Here is a 16555-nt window from a genome sequence, read left to right as displayed (position 1 = left end):
TGCCGAAGTTGGCGGGAACCCACGGCGATCGTGGCTCAGATCCGCGTGACCTCCAGATCCCCGTCCGTGTACTGCGACCGCAGCCGCTTCTTGTCGAACTTGCCGACGCTGGTCTTCGGGACCTCGTTGATGACCGTCCAGTTCTCCGGCAGCTGCCACTTGGCGACCTTGTCGGACAGGAACTCCTGCAGGTCTTCGACTTTCGCGTCGGACCCCTCACGCAGCACCACCGCCACCAGCGGTCGTTCGTCCCACTTGGCGTCCGCGATGCCGATCACCGCGGCCTCGATGACGTCGGGGTGACCCATGACGGCGTTCTCCAGGTCCACCGAGGAGATCCATTCGCCGCCGGACTTGATGATGTCCTTGGTGCGGTCGGTGAGGGTGAGATAGCCGTCGGGGGTGATCATGCCGACGTCGCCGGTGCGCAGCCAACCGTCATCGAACTTGTCGTCGGCGTCGATACCGTAGTAGGAGCCGGTGATCCACGGTCCGCGCACCTGGAGCTCGCCGATGGACGTGCCGTCGTTGGGCACCACCTCGTCGACGTCGACGAGCCGCGCCTGCACCGACGCCGGGAACCGGCCCTGGGTGTAGCGATACCGCCACCGCTCCTCACCCTCGGTGTGCGCCGGCGGCCGCGACACCGAGCCGAGCGGCGACGTCTCGGTCATGCCCCAGCCCTGCAGGATCTGGATGTCGTGGTCCTCGTCGAAGGTGTGCATCAGCGACGGCGGCACCGCCGACCCGCCGATCAGCACATCGTGCATGCAGGAGATGTCCTGCGGATGCTGCTCCAGATATTGGTGCAGCCCAAGCCAGATCGTCGGCACCGCAGCCGAGAACGTGGGCTGCTCGGCGGCGATCAACGCGGCCAGCGGTTCGGGCTGCAGGAACCGGTCCGGCATGATCAGCGACGCCCCGATCATGAACGCCGCATACGGCAATCCCCATGCCATCGCATGGAACTGCGGCACCACCGCCAGTGCACGGTCACCCTGCTTGAGCGCCGGGCCGTCGGTCATGCAGACCTGCATCGAATGCAGATAGACCGAACGATGCGAGTACACAACACCTTTCGGATCACCGGTGGTTCCGGACGTGTAACACATCGCGGCGGCGGATCGTTCGTCGACCTCCGGCCAGTCGAACTCGACCGGCTGATCGGCGATGAGCGTCTCGTACGCGTGTACCTGCACCCCGTCGGGCACCTCGACGCCGTCGGTGGAGTCGCCGGTGACGATCACGTGCTTGACGGTGCTCAGCTGTGGCAGGTGCGGCGTGAGAAGCGGCAGCAGCGTTGGGTCGACGATGATGACCTGGTCTTCGCCGTGGTTGGCGACGTGGATCAACTGCTCGGGGAACAGCCGGATGTTGAGGGTGTGCAGCACCACGCCCATAGACGGGATGGCCAGGTACGCCTCGAGATGTTCGGCGTTGTTCCACATGAAGGTGCCGACCCGCTCGTCGCCGGTCACACCGAGTCCGCGCAGCGCGTGCGCGAGCTGCGCGCAGCGTCGTCCGACGTCGGCGTAACTCCGTCGTCGTGCACCGGCGTCGGTCCAGGTGACGACCTCGGCGGTGCCGTGGATGGTGCTGCCGTGACGCAGGAGCTGTGCGATCGAGAGTGGGGTGTCTTGCATGGTGCTGAGCATGGGAACTTCTCCTTCGAAGATCTGAGCAGAGGACCTGGGTGGTATCTCGGCGTGGGGTGGTCAGACGCATCAGGTTCGAGCGTCGCACTCCGATGCGATCCGGATGGGCAGTTTCGCGAAGAGCGAGACGGGGCAATGTTTCAAGTGGTCGTTCCGTGTAATGTGTGTTGATAGCGCACGATATCCCCAGGTGGAGGAGGAGATCATGAGTGATGTTCTCATTCGAGATGTTCCAGACGATGTGCTTGCGGCAATCGACGCGCGCGCGACACAACTAGGCCTCTCCCGAACGCAGTATCTTCGCCGTAAGCTCGCGCAGGATGTCCTGGTGGATTCGGAGCCGGTAACCGTGGAGGACCTGCAATCCTTCGGATCCACATTCTCCGATCTGGCAGATGACGACGTGATGTCACGCGCGTGGCGATGACCCGTTCCTGGCTCATCGACAAGTCCGCGCTGGTGCGCCTCGGGTCGAGTCCGGACGCGCACCATTGGGCGGAAAGAATTGAGCGGGGGCTCGTTCACATCACCACGATGACTCGGCTCGAGACCGGATTCTCGGCCAGAAGTGCACCGGAGGCACGCCGCGGATTACATAAGCCACCCATCTCTTTGATGCCCGTCGAGTACCTCACACCCGCAATCGAGGCGAGAGCCCTCGAAGTTCAACTGCTTCTGGCTGAGGTGGGACACCATCGCGCTCCGTCGGTTCCAGACTTGCTGATCGCGGCGACCGCAGAACTCGCCGGACACGCGGTCTTGCACGTCGACAAGGACTTCGACCTCATCGCAGAGATCACCGGGCAACATGTGGAGCGGCTCGCGGTGCCCTCCAGGTGATCCCACTGCATCCGATCCCCCTGCATCCGATCCCCTTGCGCGACTCGGAGGCGGGATCTGGGGAAGGATCGGGTGTCGACTATCCGCGACGCCTCGCCGCCCTGCGGGCAAACTCGTCGAGTGCGTCGGTGACCTCGGCCGCATGCCACATCCTGTTCCGGGAGAACCCGGTGAACTCGCGAAGGATTCCCGCCTCGACCAGGGGGCCGATGGGTCTGCCGGCATTGTCGGGCGAGACATCCAGTGCGGCAGCGACGGTTCGGCGATCCACCACTGGCTGTCGAAGCAGGAAGTCCATGAGTCGCAGGGCACCTGCTCCCTGCCGGACACGTATCCGGTCGCGCCATTGCTCGCGGATGTGTCGTAGGTCCGAGACCAGGTGGCTGCCGTTCTCCACGGCGGAAAGAGCGGCGCGCGAGAGTGTTTCGACGATCATCGACGGATCTCCGCTCCGATAGGAATCCAACGCTGCGAAGTAGCTGCGCGTATCGGCGAGCAGTCCGGCCGACACCGGCACAGTGACGTTCTGCGTCAGTCGGCTCGCGCGGAGCATGGCCTGGACGAGTGCGCGGCCTGTCCGGCCGTTGCCATCGGGGAAGGGATGGATTGTCTCGAACTGCGCGTGCGCGATCGCGATGTGGATCAGCGGTGGGATATCGCTGCGACGGGCGAACTCGATCAGGTCGTCGATGAGGTCGGGTACCCGCGCAGCTGTGGGCGCGACGAACTCTGCGTCATGGGGGCCGATGCTCGTGCCACCGATCCACACCTGATCGTCTCGCCATAGCCCAGCCATCTGCGGGCTGGTGTTCTGCATCAGCGCGTGGTGCATCGCGAGGATGGCGTCGGCGTCCAGGCGGTCTGCCAGCTCGACCGCCGCCGTCATTGCCGCGACATTCCCGACGATCTCGGTGGCATTGCGCTTCTCGCGGCTACCCAACTCGGCGAGCGCGATCTGCTTGGCTCCCGACGACAGATTCTCGATCTGCGACGACGACGCGGACTCGGAACGTAGGAGTATCGCAGAGAACGGTGCCAGCTCGTTGCCGAGCTCGGCGTCGAATCGGGTGAGCACCGCACTTGCCTCGGCGACGAGCGCCGACGTCTCGGGAGCGACATGCGGCGTGGCAGCGGCGATGTGCGGAACAACGGCGGCCCGATACGGGCCCCGGTACCGCTCGCGTTGAGCTCGAGTCAGTAACTCAGGTGGGATCGTCGGGGTCCAGTCGATGACCTCGCTGGACAACGCGGGCCAGTCGCCTGGCCCGCGGGCGGGAGTCCCAAGTGAGGGCATACAGGAACCATACCTTCACTTATGAGATAAGTGAGGGTATGGCACACCCATGCCATCACTTACGCCGGTCTCGCCCGACTACCCGAGGTCGACGCTGCTCACCCGACGCGCGGTGTCGTTGATGAATCCGATCTGCGCGGACAGATTGGCCTGCATGCCCTGCAGGTGATCCCACTGCATCCGATCACACTGGGTGTCCCGTCCCCAAGATGCTCCGACGGTGTCGCCGTGCGCGAGCAACCGCTGGTGGCGTTCGTGGTCGCGCAGCACCTTGGCGTAGGAGTCGAAGTTGGTGGCGAGCTCGGCGAGCTGCGCGACGTTGTCGAGCAGCTCCCGCCAGTTGTGCTGCACTCGCGCCAGGCGTTGGTTGATCGCCTCCGTGAGCGCACGGCCGACGTCGGAGTCCGACTCGGGGTACTCGATCGATGACCGCACCCACCAGATGCGGTAGCACTGGTGGCTGATCGTGTAGAGGGACTGGTCGACCTGCGGCAGGATCTGGCCGGCGGTGATCACGTGACTGCGCGCGGCCGGCGATGCCTTGATCCGTTCGACGAGCAGCACCGCGATGCCGAGGAGTTCCGCCTCCGGTCGCAGCAGTGCCGATTCGCCGGCGAGCTCACCGTGCGCGGGGGTCCGTTCGGCGCCGTACGGCCACGGGTTGGCCGTGCGCGCATTGTCCGGAAATCGGACAATCCGTGGCCGTGTAATCCGGCCCCACAGTCCGGGCTCCGCGGGCGGCGGTGCCTGATTCGGCCACCGGTTCGACGCGGTGAACCGCAGGTAGGCGTCCCGCGCGTACTCCGACGTGAGCGCGCCGACCAGGGCTTTCAGTTCGGTGGTGTCGGCGTCGGGGCGCCGGCCGTCACGCGCACCCGCCGACGACATCGCGACCAGGTGGTCGGTCATCGAGACGGAGTTGGTGGGCATCGTGAACTCTCCGGAGGGGCAGGTAGGTGGCGTCCGGGTGACGGTAGCAGTGCGCACCGACCACGGGCTGCTGACTACATCGTCCCGTGATCAGCTCTCACATCCCACACCGTCGCCGTCGCGGTCGAGGTGCGAGCCGTAGCCGGGCTGCCCGGCGTAGACGGGTGCCGCGCCGGCGGCACGGGCCGCGGTGCAGTTCTTGTAGTAGGCGCTGCTGTCCTGGGTGGGCGCGGGCGGTGGCGGTGGGACGTAGGCCGGGGTGGTCGGCTCCGGTTCCGGCGCGGCCGGTATCGCGCGGCGCGTCTGCTCGTCGACGTACGGTTCGGTCTCGACCGCCTCGGTGGTCTCCTCGGTGACGGGAACCGTTGCGCCACAAGATGAGAGCACGCGCTGCATGGCGGACTTCTCGGCCGCGGTCACCCAGAGGCGGTACTCGGCTTTGACGTCGATCTGCCGGGACACGTAGGTGCAGCGGTACGACTTGTTGGGTGGCAGCCAGGTGGCGGCGTCGCCCGCGCCCTTCTGGCTGTTGGTGGGTCCGTCGGTGGGCTGCAGGTTGCGCGGATCGTTCGCCAGGTTGCGGCGTTCGTCGGCGCTCAGCTGCTGCGCACCCTTCTGCCAGGCGTCCGACAGCGCGACGACGTGGTCGACCTGCACCTCGGTGGACGTGGTCTCGCCGCGGGTGAACGGGATGGACCGGCCGGTGTACGGGTCGTTCAACGTGCCCGACAGGACCACGCAGTTCTGGGTGCCCGGCTTGATGACCACAGCGTCCATCGTCTGGAGGAGGTCGTTGCGGGTGTCGCAGCCGTTGTGGCCGCCGGCGACGGTGACGTCGTCGGACCAGGCCTGCCCGAACTGGTCGCGGTCGTAGCCGGTCTTGGGGGCGCGGCCCTTGACCGCCAGGGTGTCGAGCTTCGTGATCGCGGCGTTGGCGTCGTCGCTGGTGAGCGGTACCGCCGCGGCGACGGTCGACGTCGGGGCCGCACTGGTGGTGATGGACGTCGTCGTTGTGGTGGGTGCGGTCGTCGTCGACGACTGCGCGGCCGCCGGCGTCGACGTGTCCTCCTCTTCGGGGAGGAAGTTGCCGATGATCGCGAGCACCGCGATCCCGGCGACGACCCCGCCGCCGATCTTCCACCATTTACCGCCGCTGCCGGTGGCCGTGGTGGTGGCGCCCGGCGAGTGGTAGCGGTCGGTCCATTGCTCGCCGTCCCACCATCGCAGCCGTCCGGATCCCGACGGATCCAGATTCCAACCGGGCGGGGGCAGCGGCGCACTCACTTGTTTTCTCCAGGCAAATCGATGTAACTCAGTCCGCATGGTTTAGCGTTCGGGAGGCTCACTCTGTTACAGAGTGCCGATCCGAAGTCCAAGTCGACTCGCGTCAGAATCGATCCCCGCAACGATGGCCAAAGCAGCTGAGCGACCATAGAATACGGCATCCGCCAGAACTCCGAAGGGGTCGAAGGTACTGACTTCGCGGGACCAAAGTCGCACGGACATCGTCGTTTCTACCGCAGTCCTGCCCGATCGAACTCCTGTTGCAGCCGAGGACGATTCCGATGAATGTCCCGCAGTTGCACGATGAACGTGTCGACCTCGTGGGCTCGGTCGGTCCCGTTGGCCAACCGGCGCATTCGGACGAGGTGCCGGGCCGCTGCCTGGTAGTGGCCGGCGCCTGCGGTCTCGAGTTCGGCATACACCAGGTCGGTGAGTGGTCCGAGCACGGCGAGCCGGTCGATCTTCTCGTACTTCTTGATCAGGTCGAGCCACAGCGCGCCGTCGGTCAGAGACAAGTCGTGCGCCTGCGCCCAGGCCCGCCGCGGATCACGAAGTGTGTTGAGACTGAACAGGACCGCATCGCGCGGGCGGGTGTTGAGAGTCGTGGTGACCTCGTCCTGCAGGCTGTCCCAGTCGTCGCCGGCAGTGTCGTACAGACGCGCGGCGGTGGACGATGACGGGAACCGACGAAACACCGCGAGCCTAGTGGCGAGGAGCTCGTCGGGTCGATGGGCAGCCACCAGGGCACACCAGGTTTCCGACGCCGTCAGCGACTGATGTCCTCGGTCGAACTCGGTGGCGCGCTGTGCCCAGTCGATCGCGCGGTCGTACTCGTCGATCTCGGCGAGTGCTTTCGCGGTGTCGTCCAACCAGGCCGCGACCCGTTGGTCGCGTGCGTGCGTCCGGATGACCGCATCGGCGTCGCGGTCCAGCACGGCGAGACGACGGTCGTTGTGGTCCAGGGTGAACAGTTCGTGACGGAAGGAGGTGCGCCAGTCGTCGGGCAGAGGTTCGAGCCCGGCTCGGATCTCGTCGAGCCGCCGACGGTAGCGCGCCATCCCGACGTCGCCGAGCGCCGGCGCGTACCGCACCGGGTCGAGGGTGAAGAAGTCGCAGTCATTGTGGAACTGGAACTTGATCATCCAGTCGACCAGCTTGGCGGGTGGCGGAGCTGCCGGGCCGGACAGGTCGGCGTGCAGGTCCAGGAGGTCTCGGACGGCGTCGCCGATGATGCCGCTGGAATCGTCGGCACGCATGATCACCTTGAGCGCGGAGGCCAGCGCCTTCTGCGTCACCGCGAACGCCTCGGCCGGGTTGCCTTGGTCGGCGGCTTCGCGGAGCAGGTCGACACCCTCGTGCATCTGGGCGCCGTGGGCGTTGGATGCCCGCCAGGTGTGCAAATCGGCGCGCGTGCGGATCAGCGGTAGGACGTCGTCGGCGAGATCGGCCATCTCACCATTGTGGACAACGGGTCGGGCCGCGGCTGAGCCCAGGTCGCAGGCCTCCCGCCCGTAGATCGGTGCGGGCATACTGTTCGTGATTCGCCCGTCCCTGACTGGAGGTTCCTGTGGCCGGTGGCCTCGTCGCTTTGCTGGACGACATCGCGACCCTGACGAAGGCGGCTGCGGCGTCGATCGACGACATCGGCGCCGCCGCCGGCAAGGCCAGCATCAAGGCGGCCGGTGTGGTCGTCGACGACACCGCCGTGACGCCTCGTTATGTGCACGGCTTCACGCCCGATCGGGAACTGCCGATCGTCCGCAAGATCGCCGTCGGGTCGATCCGCAACAAGCTGCTGATCATCCTGCCGGTGGCGATGATCCTCAGCCAGTTCCTGCCGCAGGCGTTGCCGTATCTGCTGATCGCCGGCGGCCTGTTCCTCTGCTACGAGGGTGCCGAGAAGGTGTACGAGGCGCTCGGCGGCGGACACGGGCACGACCACACCGACGACGCGCCTGCCGCGGTGAAGGGACCCGAGTTCGAGAAGTCGATGGTCAACGGCGCGATCCGCACCGACCTCATCCTGTCGGCGGAGATCATGGTGATCTCCCTGTCGTCGGTCGAATCCGAACCGTTCTTCACCCGCCTTGCCGTGCTCATCGTCGTGGCGTTCCTGATCACCGCGCTCGTCTACGGCGTGGTCGCGCTGATCGTCAAGATGGACGACGTCGGGCTGTCCCTGGCGCAACGCCGCTCGACAGCGAGCCAACGCATCGGGCGAGGCCTGGTCAAGGCGATGCCGAAGATCATGGCGACGCTGACCGTAGTGGGCATCGCCGCCATGCTGTGGGTCGGCGGCCACATCCTCATCGTCAATGTCGGCGAAGCCGGATTCCCATGGCCCGCCGACCGTCTGCACGACCTCGAGCACTGGTTCGACGAACTCGTCCACGGCTTCGTCGGCGGCTTCCTCGCGTGGACCGCGAGCACCGTCGTGTCGGCGCTCGTCGGGCTGGTGATTGGTGCGATCGTCGTCGCGATCATGCATGTCATTCCGAGGCGGGGTGGCAAGGAAGTGCACGCGCAGCCGACGGAATAGGTAAATGCTGCCTGAACAGCGCCGATAAGATTGCCTTATGGACCTCGGTAGCGAATACCGCAACGCCCGACGCGACGAGGAAGTTGCCCGACTGCGTCGGGTCATCGCATTGCGGGCTCTCGTGGCGACGGGGAAGTCTCAACGAGAGATCGCCGAGGTTCTGGATATCTCCCAGCCGGCAGTCAGTCAGCAACTCAAGTTCGCACCCAACCTCGACCGTGTTCACCCGGAGATGCTGCTCGAAGCCGCCGCACCAGTCCTCAAAGCACTTGCTGCGCAACGCGGATACACCCGCCTGGCGGCCTTCGGTTCGGTGGCTCGCCGGCAGGCAGGTCCCGACTCCGATATCGACCTGATCGTGGAAGCCCCCGACGCGACGTCGTCGTTCGACTTCGTCGCCTTCAAGCGACTCCTCGAAGAGGTCCTCGGGCGCGAGATCGATCTCGTCGAGTACGGCGGCCTGAAAGCCGGCCTCGACGACGACATCCGCGACGACGCGGTGATGCTCTGACGGACGGGGATTGTTGCAGGTCTACGCAACGACCACCCACATCAGAAGCAGTGTCAGCAGCTGGAAGGCCCCGCCGGCCGCCGCCACGCCGATGAACACGGCCAGCGCGATCGGTGCCTTGATCCGCATGGCTGCGACTCCCGCCAGCCATCCGATGATCAGACTGGCCGCGGCCACCGCGAGCCAGGAATTGAGCAGCAGTGTGCCGAACCAGCCGACGACCAAGACAACAAACACCACGACGATCCGCGTCAACGGGTCGCCCTGCTTATCGACAGCCGGCGATGCGGAGCTGTTGTGGGACATCACTTCTCCTCTATGACGGCTCGTGCACTGACCCGGGGCGGTCCTCGCCAGGCGACCTGCCCTTCCGGCCGGCTCCACGATCTGACGCGCCCGCCAGTGGGCGATGTTCCCGACGCGCGCGTGCGGCCGGCATCGGCCGCATCTCGGAGCGGATCGGCCGACCTCGCGAATCGTGCTGTACTGGAGTAGTGATCAAGCTCCTCGTGTTTGTCGTCATTGCGGCGGCGATCGCGGTTGCGCTGGTCGTGGTCGGCTCGTGGGTGATCAACGGTGTCCGATCGCTCGGCGAGGGGCTGGGGAGTCGGCGAGTCCGGCCGTTGTCGGCCGACGAACTGCGTGCCCTCCCCGAGGTGGACTCAACCGATGCGGAGCCGGACCCACTCGGGGAACTGGCCGACACCCTGCGGTCGACGCGGGCCGCGCGGTGGTCGCGGTGTCGCGCGATCCAGGAACAGGAAGAGCCCGCCGAGTCGAGCCAATACCTGCAGCTCGCGCTCGACACCTGGGGAGGCGACGCTGACGACACTGCTCAGCTGCGCAACGACCCGATCGGTCAGATCGCCGTCACCGCGGGCCTGGTTGCCGACCGGGTGAGCGACTTCCCGGCCTGGAAGCTGGACTTCTTCGATCGGCACGGGGTACGTGTGGACCTCGGGCGCGAGGTCACCGAGCTCACGACGTCGGCCGCGAACGTCCGCGACCAGATCGACCTCCTCGGTGAACCGCCCACCCACCTGAGTACCGACGACGACGTCGTCGAGACCTACATCGCCAAGTCGTTGATGCTGTCCCGGCGGCTCGATGGGCTGGTCGAGCGGGTCGGCGCGCTGGGCGAGTACCAGCAGATCGTGGCCGCAATCCAGCAGCGCCAGGACAAGCGGGACTGGCTCGATCGGGTCAGCGCCATCGACGACTTCGAGAACGAAGTCGACGCGCAGTGGGACGCCACCGAGGCCGACCGGATGCGCAGCACCGCCGACGAATCGGAGACGCTTGCGTCGATCTACCTGGATGCGCTCGCGCCTCTTGCCAAGACACTCGGGCGAGAGTGAGCGGCACGTGAACGACGACGAGATCTTCGCCGCCATCGCCGACGAGCGCCGCCGCCTGGCCGACCTCGCGGCCACGTTCACCGACGAGCAGTGGGCGACCGCGTCGTTGTGCGACGGCTGGACCTGCCGGGATGTGATGGCGCACCTGCTGGTCCCGCTCGTGGTGTCGATTCCAGCGGCAGGCCTCGCGATGCTACGAGCCCGCGGCAACTTTCATCGCGCCAACCTCGCCATGGCGGCCAAGGTCAAAGCCACCTATCCGGATTTGCCGAGGGCACTGCGCGACAAAGCGGACACGCGGTTCACCCCACCCGGCCGGCAGGGTCCGCGTGCGCCGCTCACCGACATCATCGTGCACGGGCTCGACATCCGGCGGCCGCTGGGTATAGCGGCGACCACTCCGCCCGACCGGACCCGGGTGGTGCTCGACTTCCTCGTCAATCCCGTGAGCAACAACATGTTCGGGAAAGTGCCAAGCGCCGTGCGCTGGGTGGCCACCGACCTGGACTGGGCAGCTGGTGCAGGACCTGTAGTCGAAGGTTCATCGGAGTCGCTGTTACTCGCGCTCACCGGGCGTCCGGAGGGGATGGCCGAGCTTGCCGGCGAGGGCCTGCAAGAGCTCACGTAGATGGCATCGGGGGCCCGGCCGGATGCAGTCACGACCTGGCGAGCTGCGGATACAACGTTTCGATCGGCGCTGCGAGACCGGCCTTGACCTGCTTGCTGAGTTCGTCGGCGAGGATCTCACGGTCGCCGGTTTCGAGGCCGTCATACGCGGCGCGCACGATGTCGGCGGGGTCGTTCTTCGGGGCGTCGACGCTGGCGACCATAGGTGTGTCGGTGTAGCCGAGGTGCAACGAGACCACGTCAATACCCTTGTCCGCGAGCATCAGTCGTTGCGTGTTGGTTGCCGACCAGAGCGCCGCCTTGGTGGCGCTGTAGCCGTCACCCATCCCATGCCAGCTCAGCGCTGACAGGACGTTGAGCAGCGTCCCGCCGGAGCTTCGGAGTGCCGGAACGAACGCGTTGGCAACGGCCAGCGGACCCCAGAAGTTGGTCTCGAACAGTGCGCGGAGCTCGGTGAGGTCGCCGAGGACGCTCGCACCGTTGAGGCCGCCGGCGTTGTTGATGACGATCGTGACGTCGGCGGCGGCTGCGGCCGCAGCGTCGATCGACGACGCGTCGGTCACGTCCAGCGACAGCGGGACGATGCGCGCACCGTCCCAGTCGCGTGGGCGTCGGGCAGTGGCATACACCTTCGCCGCGCCCCGCTCGAGGGCCTGGTGGACGAAGTGCGTACCGAGGCCGCCGTTGGCGCCGGTGACGAGAACGACTGCGCCGTCGAGTGAAGTCATTGTGGTTCAGATCCTTTCGATGATGGTGGCGTTGGCGAGACCGCCGGCTTCGCACATGACCTGCAGGCCGTACCGGCCGCCGGTCTGTTCGAGATTGTTGAGCAGGGTGGTCATCAGGCGTGCGCCCGACGCTCCGAGCGGATGCCCGATGGCGATGGCGCCGCCGTTGATGTTCACCTTCGCGAGGTCCGCGCCGGTTTCCCGTTGCCACGCAAGCACAACCGATGCGAACGCCTCGTTGACCTCGAACACGTCGATGTCGTCGATCGTCAATCCCGCCTTCGCGAGGACCTTCTCGGTGGCGGGGATGACGCCGGTCAGCATGAGGACCGGGTCATCGCCGGCAACCGCAAACGAGTGCACGCGGGCACGCGGGGTGAGGCCGAGTCGTTGTGCTGCTTGCTCGTTCGTGACCAGGATTGCGGCCGACCCGTCGTTGATGGGTGAGCTGTTGCCGGCGGTAACACGCCAGTCGAGGTCGGGGTAGCGGGCTTCCCAGTGCTCGTTGCGGAATGCGAGCCGCAGATTCGCGAGCGACTCGACGGTGGAGTCGGGCCGGATGGTCTGATCGGTGTGGAGGTCGTTGACAAAGGTGACCTGGGAGTCGAACAGTCCGTCCTTCCAGGCACGGGCCGCGCGTTGGTGGGAGGTCGCGGAGAACTCGTCGAGCTCGGTACGCGACAGGTTCCACTTGTTGGCGATCAGCTCGGCGCTGACTCCCTGCGGGATCAGGCCCTCGGCGTACCGTTCGGCAACCCTGCTGCCCGCGATGTCCTTGCCGAGCGTTTGCGATCCCATGGGGACCCGGCTCATCGACTCGACGCCGGAGGCGATCGCGACGTCGTAGGCCCCGGCGATGACGCCCTGCGCGGCGAAGTGGAATGCCTGCTGGCTGGAGCCGCATTGGCGGTCGACGGTGACGCCCGGAACGGATTCGGGGAAGCCCGCGCCCAGCAGTGCCCATCGCGAGGTGTTGCCCGATTGTTCGCCGACCTGCCCGACGGCGCCGCTGATCACGTCGTCGACGACGACCGGATCGATGCCGGTGCGTGCCACGAGGTCGGCCAGCACGTGTGCATGCAGGTCGACGGGGTGGATGTCGGCGTAGGCGCCACTCGGCTTGCCGTGGGCGATGGGGGTGCGGACGGCGTCGACGATCACTGCAGAACTCATGACTGGCTCCCTCTATAGGTCGTGTCGTCACCGGACGACACGCTGACTTTGCGATCCCTTAGTCAGCATGCTACGAGCTGACTTGGGGTTTGTAAAGCCAGGAGTAGGATGAATCACATGAACGACGACGGACCCGAGGTCGCCGGCCCCGATGTGATGGAACTGCAGGGTGCTTTCGCGCGGCGCGATGACTGGCAGGTGAAGGGCTGGTGCCGCATCGAGCGGGCGCTCGACGTGATCGGAACCAAGTCGGCGATGGTCATCGTCCGCGAGTTGCTTTATGGCGGTACGAAGTTCGATGAGCTTGCCCGCAGAACGCAGCTGAGCGACGCGGTGGCGTCGTCGCGGTTGAAGCAGCTGCTCGCCGACGGGATCGTCGAACGACGTCCCTACCAGGAGCCTGGACAACGCACCCGCTACGAGTACGTGCTGACCGATCGCGGCCGTGCGCTGTTCCCGGTGCTGACGGCGTTGATGGACTGGGGCGAAGACCTCGAAGGTGATCCGCGCGGTGGTTTGGAAGTGACGCACCGTGGCTGCGGGGCACCGGTGTCGGCGGTGGTGCGGTGCGCGGAAGGGCACGAGGTGTCGGTCGACGAGGCTGCCGCGCGCATTCGGGATGAAGCCTGGGCGGTCGCGGCACGAGAGCGAGGGCGGAAGGCGTCCCCGCCCGCTGTGGACAACTGACCGTCGGCAGCCCGGATCTGTCGGAGCCACTTCCTACCGTGCATGTCAGAGGGTCATCGCCGATGACCGACTGCATAGGGGGGATGCACATGGCCGAGAATCAGGCCGCGGACTTCGTCGACGACATCGACGCGGAATGGCGAGAGTTCCGCAAGCAGCTCGCGATCAGCGTGGCGAGGCTGGAACGCGACGAGTTCGTGGAACTGAGCCGCGAGGGAAATACCGGCCGGCCGTTGCTGATCTTCACGGTGACCGGCGCCGGCCGGGTGCGATGCACCATCGGCACGTTGGCACTTGTCAACTTCTGGCCGCCCGACCAGGTACCGGTCGCTCGTGCTCAGCGTGCCGCCGTCGATCGGCTCGGATGGCGAGAACTGCGGTCGGGCAGCATCATTCGCGAGTCGGGCAAGCGCGCAGTGGATCGGCTCCTTCGCGATGCCGAGGCGGCGTTGCGTGAGGTGTGGCAGATCGAGCATCCGTCGGTGCTGCACGTGCACGATCCGTTCAGTCCGGAGGCGAAGAAGCTCCGGACAGAAAGCCGGCCGAAGCAACGGGAGCTGACCCTCAGCGGGACGGCCTCGTTCGGGGTGATCCCCGACGACGCCGAGCACCTCCTGGCCATGGCCGCCGAGACGTTGGGTGTCGGCTGGGGCTGCGACATCCCGATCGACGACGGCGCCATCCGCTTCACCGACATCGACGGCATCTACACCAAGCTGCTGGTGTCGCCGCATGCGATGCGCTTGGAGTTCTGCACGATCGTCGGTCACTGCATGCCCGACATGGAACTGCTCGGTGCCGTTGTCGCCGAGCACTCATCGCGATGGCCTGACGTCTCCATTCTCGTCGCCAAGGATCACGTCTTCGCGGTTCGCGCGCTCGAGTGCACCACCTTCTATCCCACCAACCTGCTGTCGGCGATGGAGGCGTGGCGCGACTTCTGCGCCGCCGGCGCAATCGACATCGTCGAACAGCTGCACCCCGAGATGACCGGCCAGTACGGGTCGGTGAATGGGGATCTGCCCGCGGGGCTCGTCGACCTGATCCGGCGGTTCGTCGCGGATCCATGCGGTTTCACGCCGTCCCGGCTGGCCTGTGACACCAGAGCGAACGCGCCGATGCTGCGCCGCTATGCGCGCGTCTGCGGCGAGTGGCTCCAGCAGTGGCCCGACGGGGAACCGGCCGCCGGCTGCAACGAGCCGCCGACACCGGCTCCGCATGATGTGCAGCGATTTGTGCCAGTCCTGTTGGAGGCGATCGGGATTGCGGCCGAGCTCAATGTGGAGTCGGAGATGAGGCGGGGGAGGTGAGTGTGGTCGTAGACCAGGAGGCCGGACAAGCTTGTGGAGTTGCCCGGAGTAATTCTGGCCCTGCGGTCAGCCGCCGACGATGTGCGGTGCGGGCGGCAGGAAGCTCGGGTTGTCGGGCAGCGCCTGCTCGCCGTTCTTTTCTCCGACTTGCTTGACCGTATCGAGGTCAGCGAACTTCGACGATCCCTGCCGAGCCAGCGAGTCGTCGTACCACTCGAACCAGGGATACCCGTAGCGCCGATACTGGGTGATCGTCGGTGGCGCATGGTGCGGGGGAGTGTCCGTGAGCGCTTCCCACTGCGCACTGTTGATGATGCGCAGGGTCGCCTCGGATTGCGCGTCGATCACCCAGTTCTCCTTCTGCTCAATGGGTACAGCGATCGACTGGGTGATCGAACCGCCGGCGCCCATTCCCATCGCCGAGCCGGGTTCTGGCATCGCGCCGTCGGGTGCAGCCAACGGGGCCACTATGTCGCCGAAGTCGGCCACCTTCCGTCGCCGGGCCCGGCGTGCGGCTTGGCGGCCGTCCCACGTCTCGCCCTTCAGGGGTGTCACCTGGATCCGCAGCGTTGCGTCGTCGTCGCCGGTCAGCTGCTCGGCTGCGGTGTACCCCTTGCCGAGTGGCATGGCGACGAACTGGCGCACCGTCGTCTCATCCACCCGGAACCCGTCGAGCCACGGTTGTGTGGGCACCTCGAAGTAGTCCTCGCCCGTGAAGTCGACCTCATCGGTGAAGTCGTCACCGGTGACGGCGTTGATGCCGCCCACCGACATGCGGACGAGGAACGGATAGTCACTTAACGCCGAGAAGCTGAACCACGCCGCCTCGGCCTGCCACATCGGCAGCAGCACATCGCCAGACGACCAGTCGCGTGCCCGGTTGCGAACTTGCGCGCCGTCGGTGAGCTGAAAGGCACCGAGCCCCGGCGGCAAGCCGTAGGTGGTGGCGTCATCGGGAACACGCAGCGTGCGCTGCACGGTGATGGACAGATGTGCTTGCCGGTGGACCTCGGGGAACGCGAACTCGAGACAGCTGTCGGTGGTGGTGACGGGCATAGGTCCTTCCTCGGTGGTGATGATGTGCGGACAGGCTATGACGGGGGTATGACAAAGACGCGATGCCGAGTCGTCGCGAGGGGCTCAGTCCGAGCGCACCCGCCGATCACTCAGGGTGGTCGCCACGCGCTTGCCGAGAAGCTTCTCGACCGGGTATCGGTCGATCTGCTCGAGCGTCAACTCCGCGGTAGGGGACACCATGCGTTGCAGAACGTCGGCGGACACATTCGGCACCTCCACGGCGACTTGCCGCGCTTCGACGATGTCGATGTTCTCGTGCGTCCACACGAAGTCGGATGTGCGGTGATGATCTTCCGTGACAAACCAGTTCGCCAGAAAGATCGATCGATTCGGGATGAGCGTCCACACCTTGCGTTGATCGACGAGCGCCCGAGCCTCCGGCCGGGTCGCGGCAAGCCAGTCCACGGTGGTGCTGCCGGCACGTGTCAGGCGCCAGAACTCCCAGCCATCCTTGGCCATGCGGGGTCTCCTTTCGTTGAACGTGACGGGTTGACCGCAAGGACCGTCCGGGCATCTACCAACCGGAAGTGGTTGTTATGGAA

General features: G+C 66.2%; 18 protein-coding genes. 8 read left to right on the top strand and 10 right to left on the bottom strand.

The features are described 5' to 3' along the window. Window positions 1–35: 35 nt before the first annotated feature. Window positions 36–1655 (bottom strand): long-chain fatty acid--CoA ligase, encoded by a 1620-nt coding sequence (locus VZC37_RS15835; protein ID WP_330433523.1) that lies wholly within the window; start codon window positions 1653–1655, stop codon window positions 36–38. 205 nt (window positions 1656–1860) lie between these two features. Between VZC37_RS15835 and vapB the strand changes: the two genes are divergently transcribed. After that, window positions 1861–2082, top strand: coding sequence for a type II toxin-antitoxin system VapB family antitoxin (gene vapB / locus VZC37_RS15830; protein ID WP_330433522.1), 222 nt, complete (start codon window positions 1861–1863; stop codon window positions 2080–2082). Next, window positions 2079–2495, top strand: coding sequence for a PIN domain nuclease (locus VZC37_RS15825; RefSeq protein ID WP_330433521.1), 417 nt, complete (start codon window positions 2079–2081; stop codon window positions 2493–2495). Before vapB ends, VZC37_RS15825 begins: the two co-directional genes overlap by 4 nt. Before the next feature lie 79 nt (window positions 2496–2574). Here VZC37_RS15825 and VZC37_RS15820 read toward each other — a convergent pair whose 3' ends face one another. The 4 genes from VZC37_RS15820 to VZC37_RS15805 all read right to left on the bottom strand — a co-directional run bounded on the left by VZC37_RS15820 (window position 2575) and on the right by VZC37_RS15805 (window position 7454). After that, a complete protein-coding gene (locus VZC37_RS15820; RefSeq protein WP_330433520.1) occupies window positions 2575–3789 on the bottom strand; it encodes a Fic family protein in 1215 nt (404 codons plus the stop codon). Between the two features lie 78 nt (window positions 3790–3867). Then, on the bottom strand, window positions 3868–4719 hold the full coding sequence (locus VZC37_RS15815) for a hypothetical protein (RefSeq protein WP_330433519.1): 852 nt from the start codon (window positions 4717–4719) through the stop codon (window positions 3868–3870). Between the two features lie 90 nt (window positions 4720–4809). Beyond that, a complete protein-coding gene (locus tag VZC37_RS15810; RefSeq protein WP_330433518.1) occupies window positions 4810–6003 on the bottom strand; it encodes a GmrSD restriction endonuclease domain-containing protein in 1194 nt (397 codons plus the stop codon). Window positions 6004–6233: 230 nt separating this feature from the next. After that, the gene (locus VZC37_RS15805) at window positions 6234–7454 is read right to left on the bottom strand and encodes a DUF6880 family protein (RefSeq protein WP_330433517.1); all 1221 of its coding nucleotides are present in this window, start codon (window positions 7452–7454) and stop codon (window positions 6234–6236) included. Window positions 7455–7570: 116 nt separating this feature from the next. On the opposite strand from VZC37_RS15805, the gene VZC37_RS15800 reads away from it, so the two are divergent. Then, on the top strand, window positions 7571–8542 hold the full coding sequence (locus VZC37_RS15800) for a DUF808 domain-containing protein (protein WP_330433516.1): 972 nt from the start codon (window positions 7571–7573) through the stop codon (window positions 8540–8542). Window positions 8543–8579: 37 nt separating this feature from the next. Beyond that, window positions 8580–9053, top strand: coding sequence for a nucleotidyltransferase domain-containing protein (locus VZC37_RS15795; RefSeq protein WP_330433515.1), 474 nt, complete (start codon window positions 8580–8582; stop codon window positions 9051–9053). Between the two features lie 21 nt (window positions 9054–9074). Here the strand turns inward: VZC37_RS15795 and VZC37_RS15790 are convergent, their stop codons facing one another. Continuing rightward, on the bottom strand, window positions 9075–9359 hold the full coding sequence (locus VZC37_RS15790; RefSeq protein ID WP_330433514.1) for a hypothetical protein: 285 nt from the start codon (window positions 9357–9359) through the stop codon (window positions 9075–9077). A 188-nt stretch (window positions 9360–9547) separates the two neighbouring features. Between VZC37_RS15790 and VZC37_RS15785 the strand changes: the two genes are divergently transcribed. Next, on the top strand, window positions 9548–10411 hold the full coding sequence (locus VZC37_RS15785) for a hypothetical protein (protein WP_330433513.1): 864 nt from the start codon (window positions 9548–9550) through the stop codon (window positions 10409–10411). Window positions 10412–10418: 7 nt separating this feature from the next. Next, a complete protein-coding gene (locus VZC37_RS15780; protein WP_330433512.1) occupies window positions 10419–11039 on the top strand; it encodes a maleylpyruvate isomerase family mycothiol-dependent enzyme in 621 nt (206 codons plus the stop codon). Window positions 11040–11067: 28 nt separating this feature from the next. On the opposite strand, the gene VZC37_RS15775 is transcribed toward VZC37_RS15780, so the two are convergent. Together VZC37_RS15775 and VZC37_RS15770 are read right to left on the bottom strand one after the other, a co-directional pair. After that, window positions 11068–11766 carry an SDR family oxidoreductase gene (locus VZC37_RS15775; RefSeq protein ID WP_330433511.1) on the bottom strand — a complete coding sequence of 233 codons (699 nt, stop codon included), beginning with the start codon at window positions 11764–11766 and terminating at the stop codon, window positions 11068–11070. A 6-nt stretch (window positions 11767–11772) separates the two neighbouring features. Next, a complete protein-coding gene (locus VZC37_RS15770) occupies window positions 11773–12939 on the bottom strand; it encodes a thiolase family protein (RefSeq protein WP_330433510.1) in 1167 nt (388 codons plus the stop codon). A 117-nt stretch (window positions 12940–13056) separates the two neighbouring features. On the opposite strand from VZC37_RS15770, the gene VZC37_RS15765 reads away from it, so the two are divergent. Both VZC37_RS15765 and VZC37_RS15760 read left to right on the top strand, forming a co-directional pair. Beyond that, window positions 13057–13626: a winged helix-turn-helix transcriptional regulator gene (locus VZC37_RS15765; protein WP_431309423.1), complete on the top strand. Its 570-nt coding sequence runs from the start codon at window positions 13057–13059 to the stop codon at window positions 13624–13626. Between the two features lie 89 nt (window positions 13627–13715). Further along, complete coding sequence (locus VZC37_RS15760; protein WP_330433509.1) at window positions 13716–14936, top strand: TY-Chap domain-containing protein; 1221 nt, start codon at window positions 13716–13718, stop codon at window positions 14934–14936. Window positions 14937–15002: 66 nt separating this feature from the next. Here the strand turns inward: VZC37_RS15760 and VZC37_RS15755 are convergent, their stop codons facing one another. Both VZC37_RS15755 and VZC37_RS15750 read right to left on the bottom strand, forming a co-directional pair. Continuing rightward, on the bottom strand, window positions 15003–15992 hold the full coding sequence (locus VZC37_RS15755) for a hypothetical protein (RefSeq protein WP_330433508.1): 990 nt from the start codon (window positions 15990–15992) through the stop codon (window positions 15003–15005). An 84-nt stretch (window positions 15993–16076) separates the two neighbouring features. Further along, on the bottom strand, window positions 16077–16472 hold the full coding sequence (locus VZC37_RS15750) for a hypothetical protein (RefSeq protein WP_330433507.1): 396 nt from the start codon (window positions 16470–16472) through the stop codon (window positions 16077–16079). Window positions 16473–16555 lie beyond the last annotated feature (83 nt).

This window comes from Gordonia sesuvii (assembly GCF_036350415.1).
Taxonomy (GTDB): domain Bacteria; phylum Actinomycetota; class Actinomycetes; order Mycobacteriales; family Mycobacteriaceae; genus Gordonia; species Gordonia sesuvii.
The sequence above is the reverse complement of the archived record's forward strand: the minus strand, read 5'-3'. Positions and strand labels throughout refer to the sequence as shown.

Coding starts and splice junctions, on each gene's coding strand:
- vapB (WP_330433522.1), top strand. CDS start 1,861: ATGAGTGATGTTCTCATTCGAGATGTTCCAGACGATGTGCTTGCGGCA.
- VZC37_RS15825 (WP_330433521.1), top strand. CDS start 2,079: ATGACCCGTTCCTGGCTCATCGACAAGTCCGCGCTGGTGCGCCTCGGG.
- VZC37_RS15750 (WP_330433507.1), bottom strand. CDS start 16,472: ATGGCCAAGGATGGCTGGGAGTTCTGGCGCCTGACACGTGCCGGCAGC.
- VZC37_RS15795 (WP_330433515.1), top strand. CDS start 8,580: ATGGACCTCGGTAGCGAATACCGCAACGCCCGACGCGACGAGGAAGTT.
- VZC37_RS15815 (WP_330433519.1), bottom strand. CDS start 4,719: ATGCCCACCAACTCCGTCTCGATGACCGACCACCTGGTCGCGATGTCG.
- VZC37_RS15755 (WP_330433508.1), bottom strand. CDS start 15,992: ATGCCCGTCACCACCACCGACAGCTGTCTCGAGTTCGCGTTCCCCGAG.
- VZC37_RS15835 (WP_330433523.1), bottom strand. CDS start 1,655: ATGCTCAGCACCATGCAAGACACCCCACTCTCGATCGCACAGCTCCTG.
- VZC37_RS15805 (WP_330433517.1), bottom strand. CDS start 7,454: ATGGCCGATCTCGCCGACGACGTCCTACCGCTGATCCGCACGCGCGCC.
- VZC37_RS15775 (WP_330433511.1), bottom strand. CDS start 11,766: ATGACTTCACTCGACGGCGCAGTCGTTCTCGTCACCGGCGCCAACGGC.
- VZC37_RS15820 (WP_330433520.1), bottom strand. CDS start 3,789: ATGCCCTCACTTGGGACTCCCGCCCGCGGGCCAGGCGACTGGCCCGCG.
- VZC37_RS15790 (WP_330433514.1), bottom strand. CDS start 9,359: ATGTCCCACAACAGCTCCGCATCGCCGGCTGTCGATAAGCAGGGCGAC.
- VZC37_RS15770 (WP_330433510.1), bottom strand. CDS start 12,939: ATGAGTTCTGCAGTGATCGTCGACGCCGTCCGCACCCCCATCGCCCAC.
- VZC37_RS15760 (WP_330433509.1), top strand. CDS start 13,716: ATGGCCGAGAATCAGGCCGCGGACTTCGTCGACGACATCGACGCGGAA.
- VZC37_RS15765 (WP_431309423.1), top strand. CDS start 13,057: ATGAACGACGACGGACCCGAGGTCGCCGGCCCCGATGTGATGGAACTG.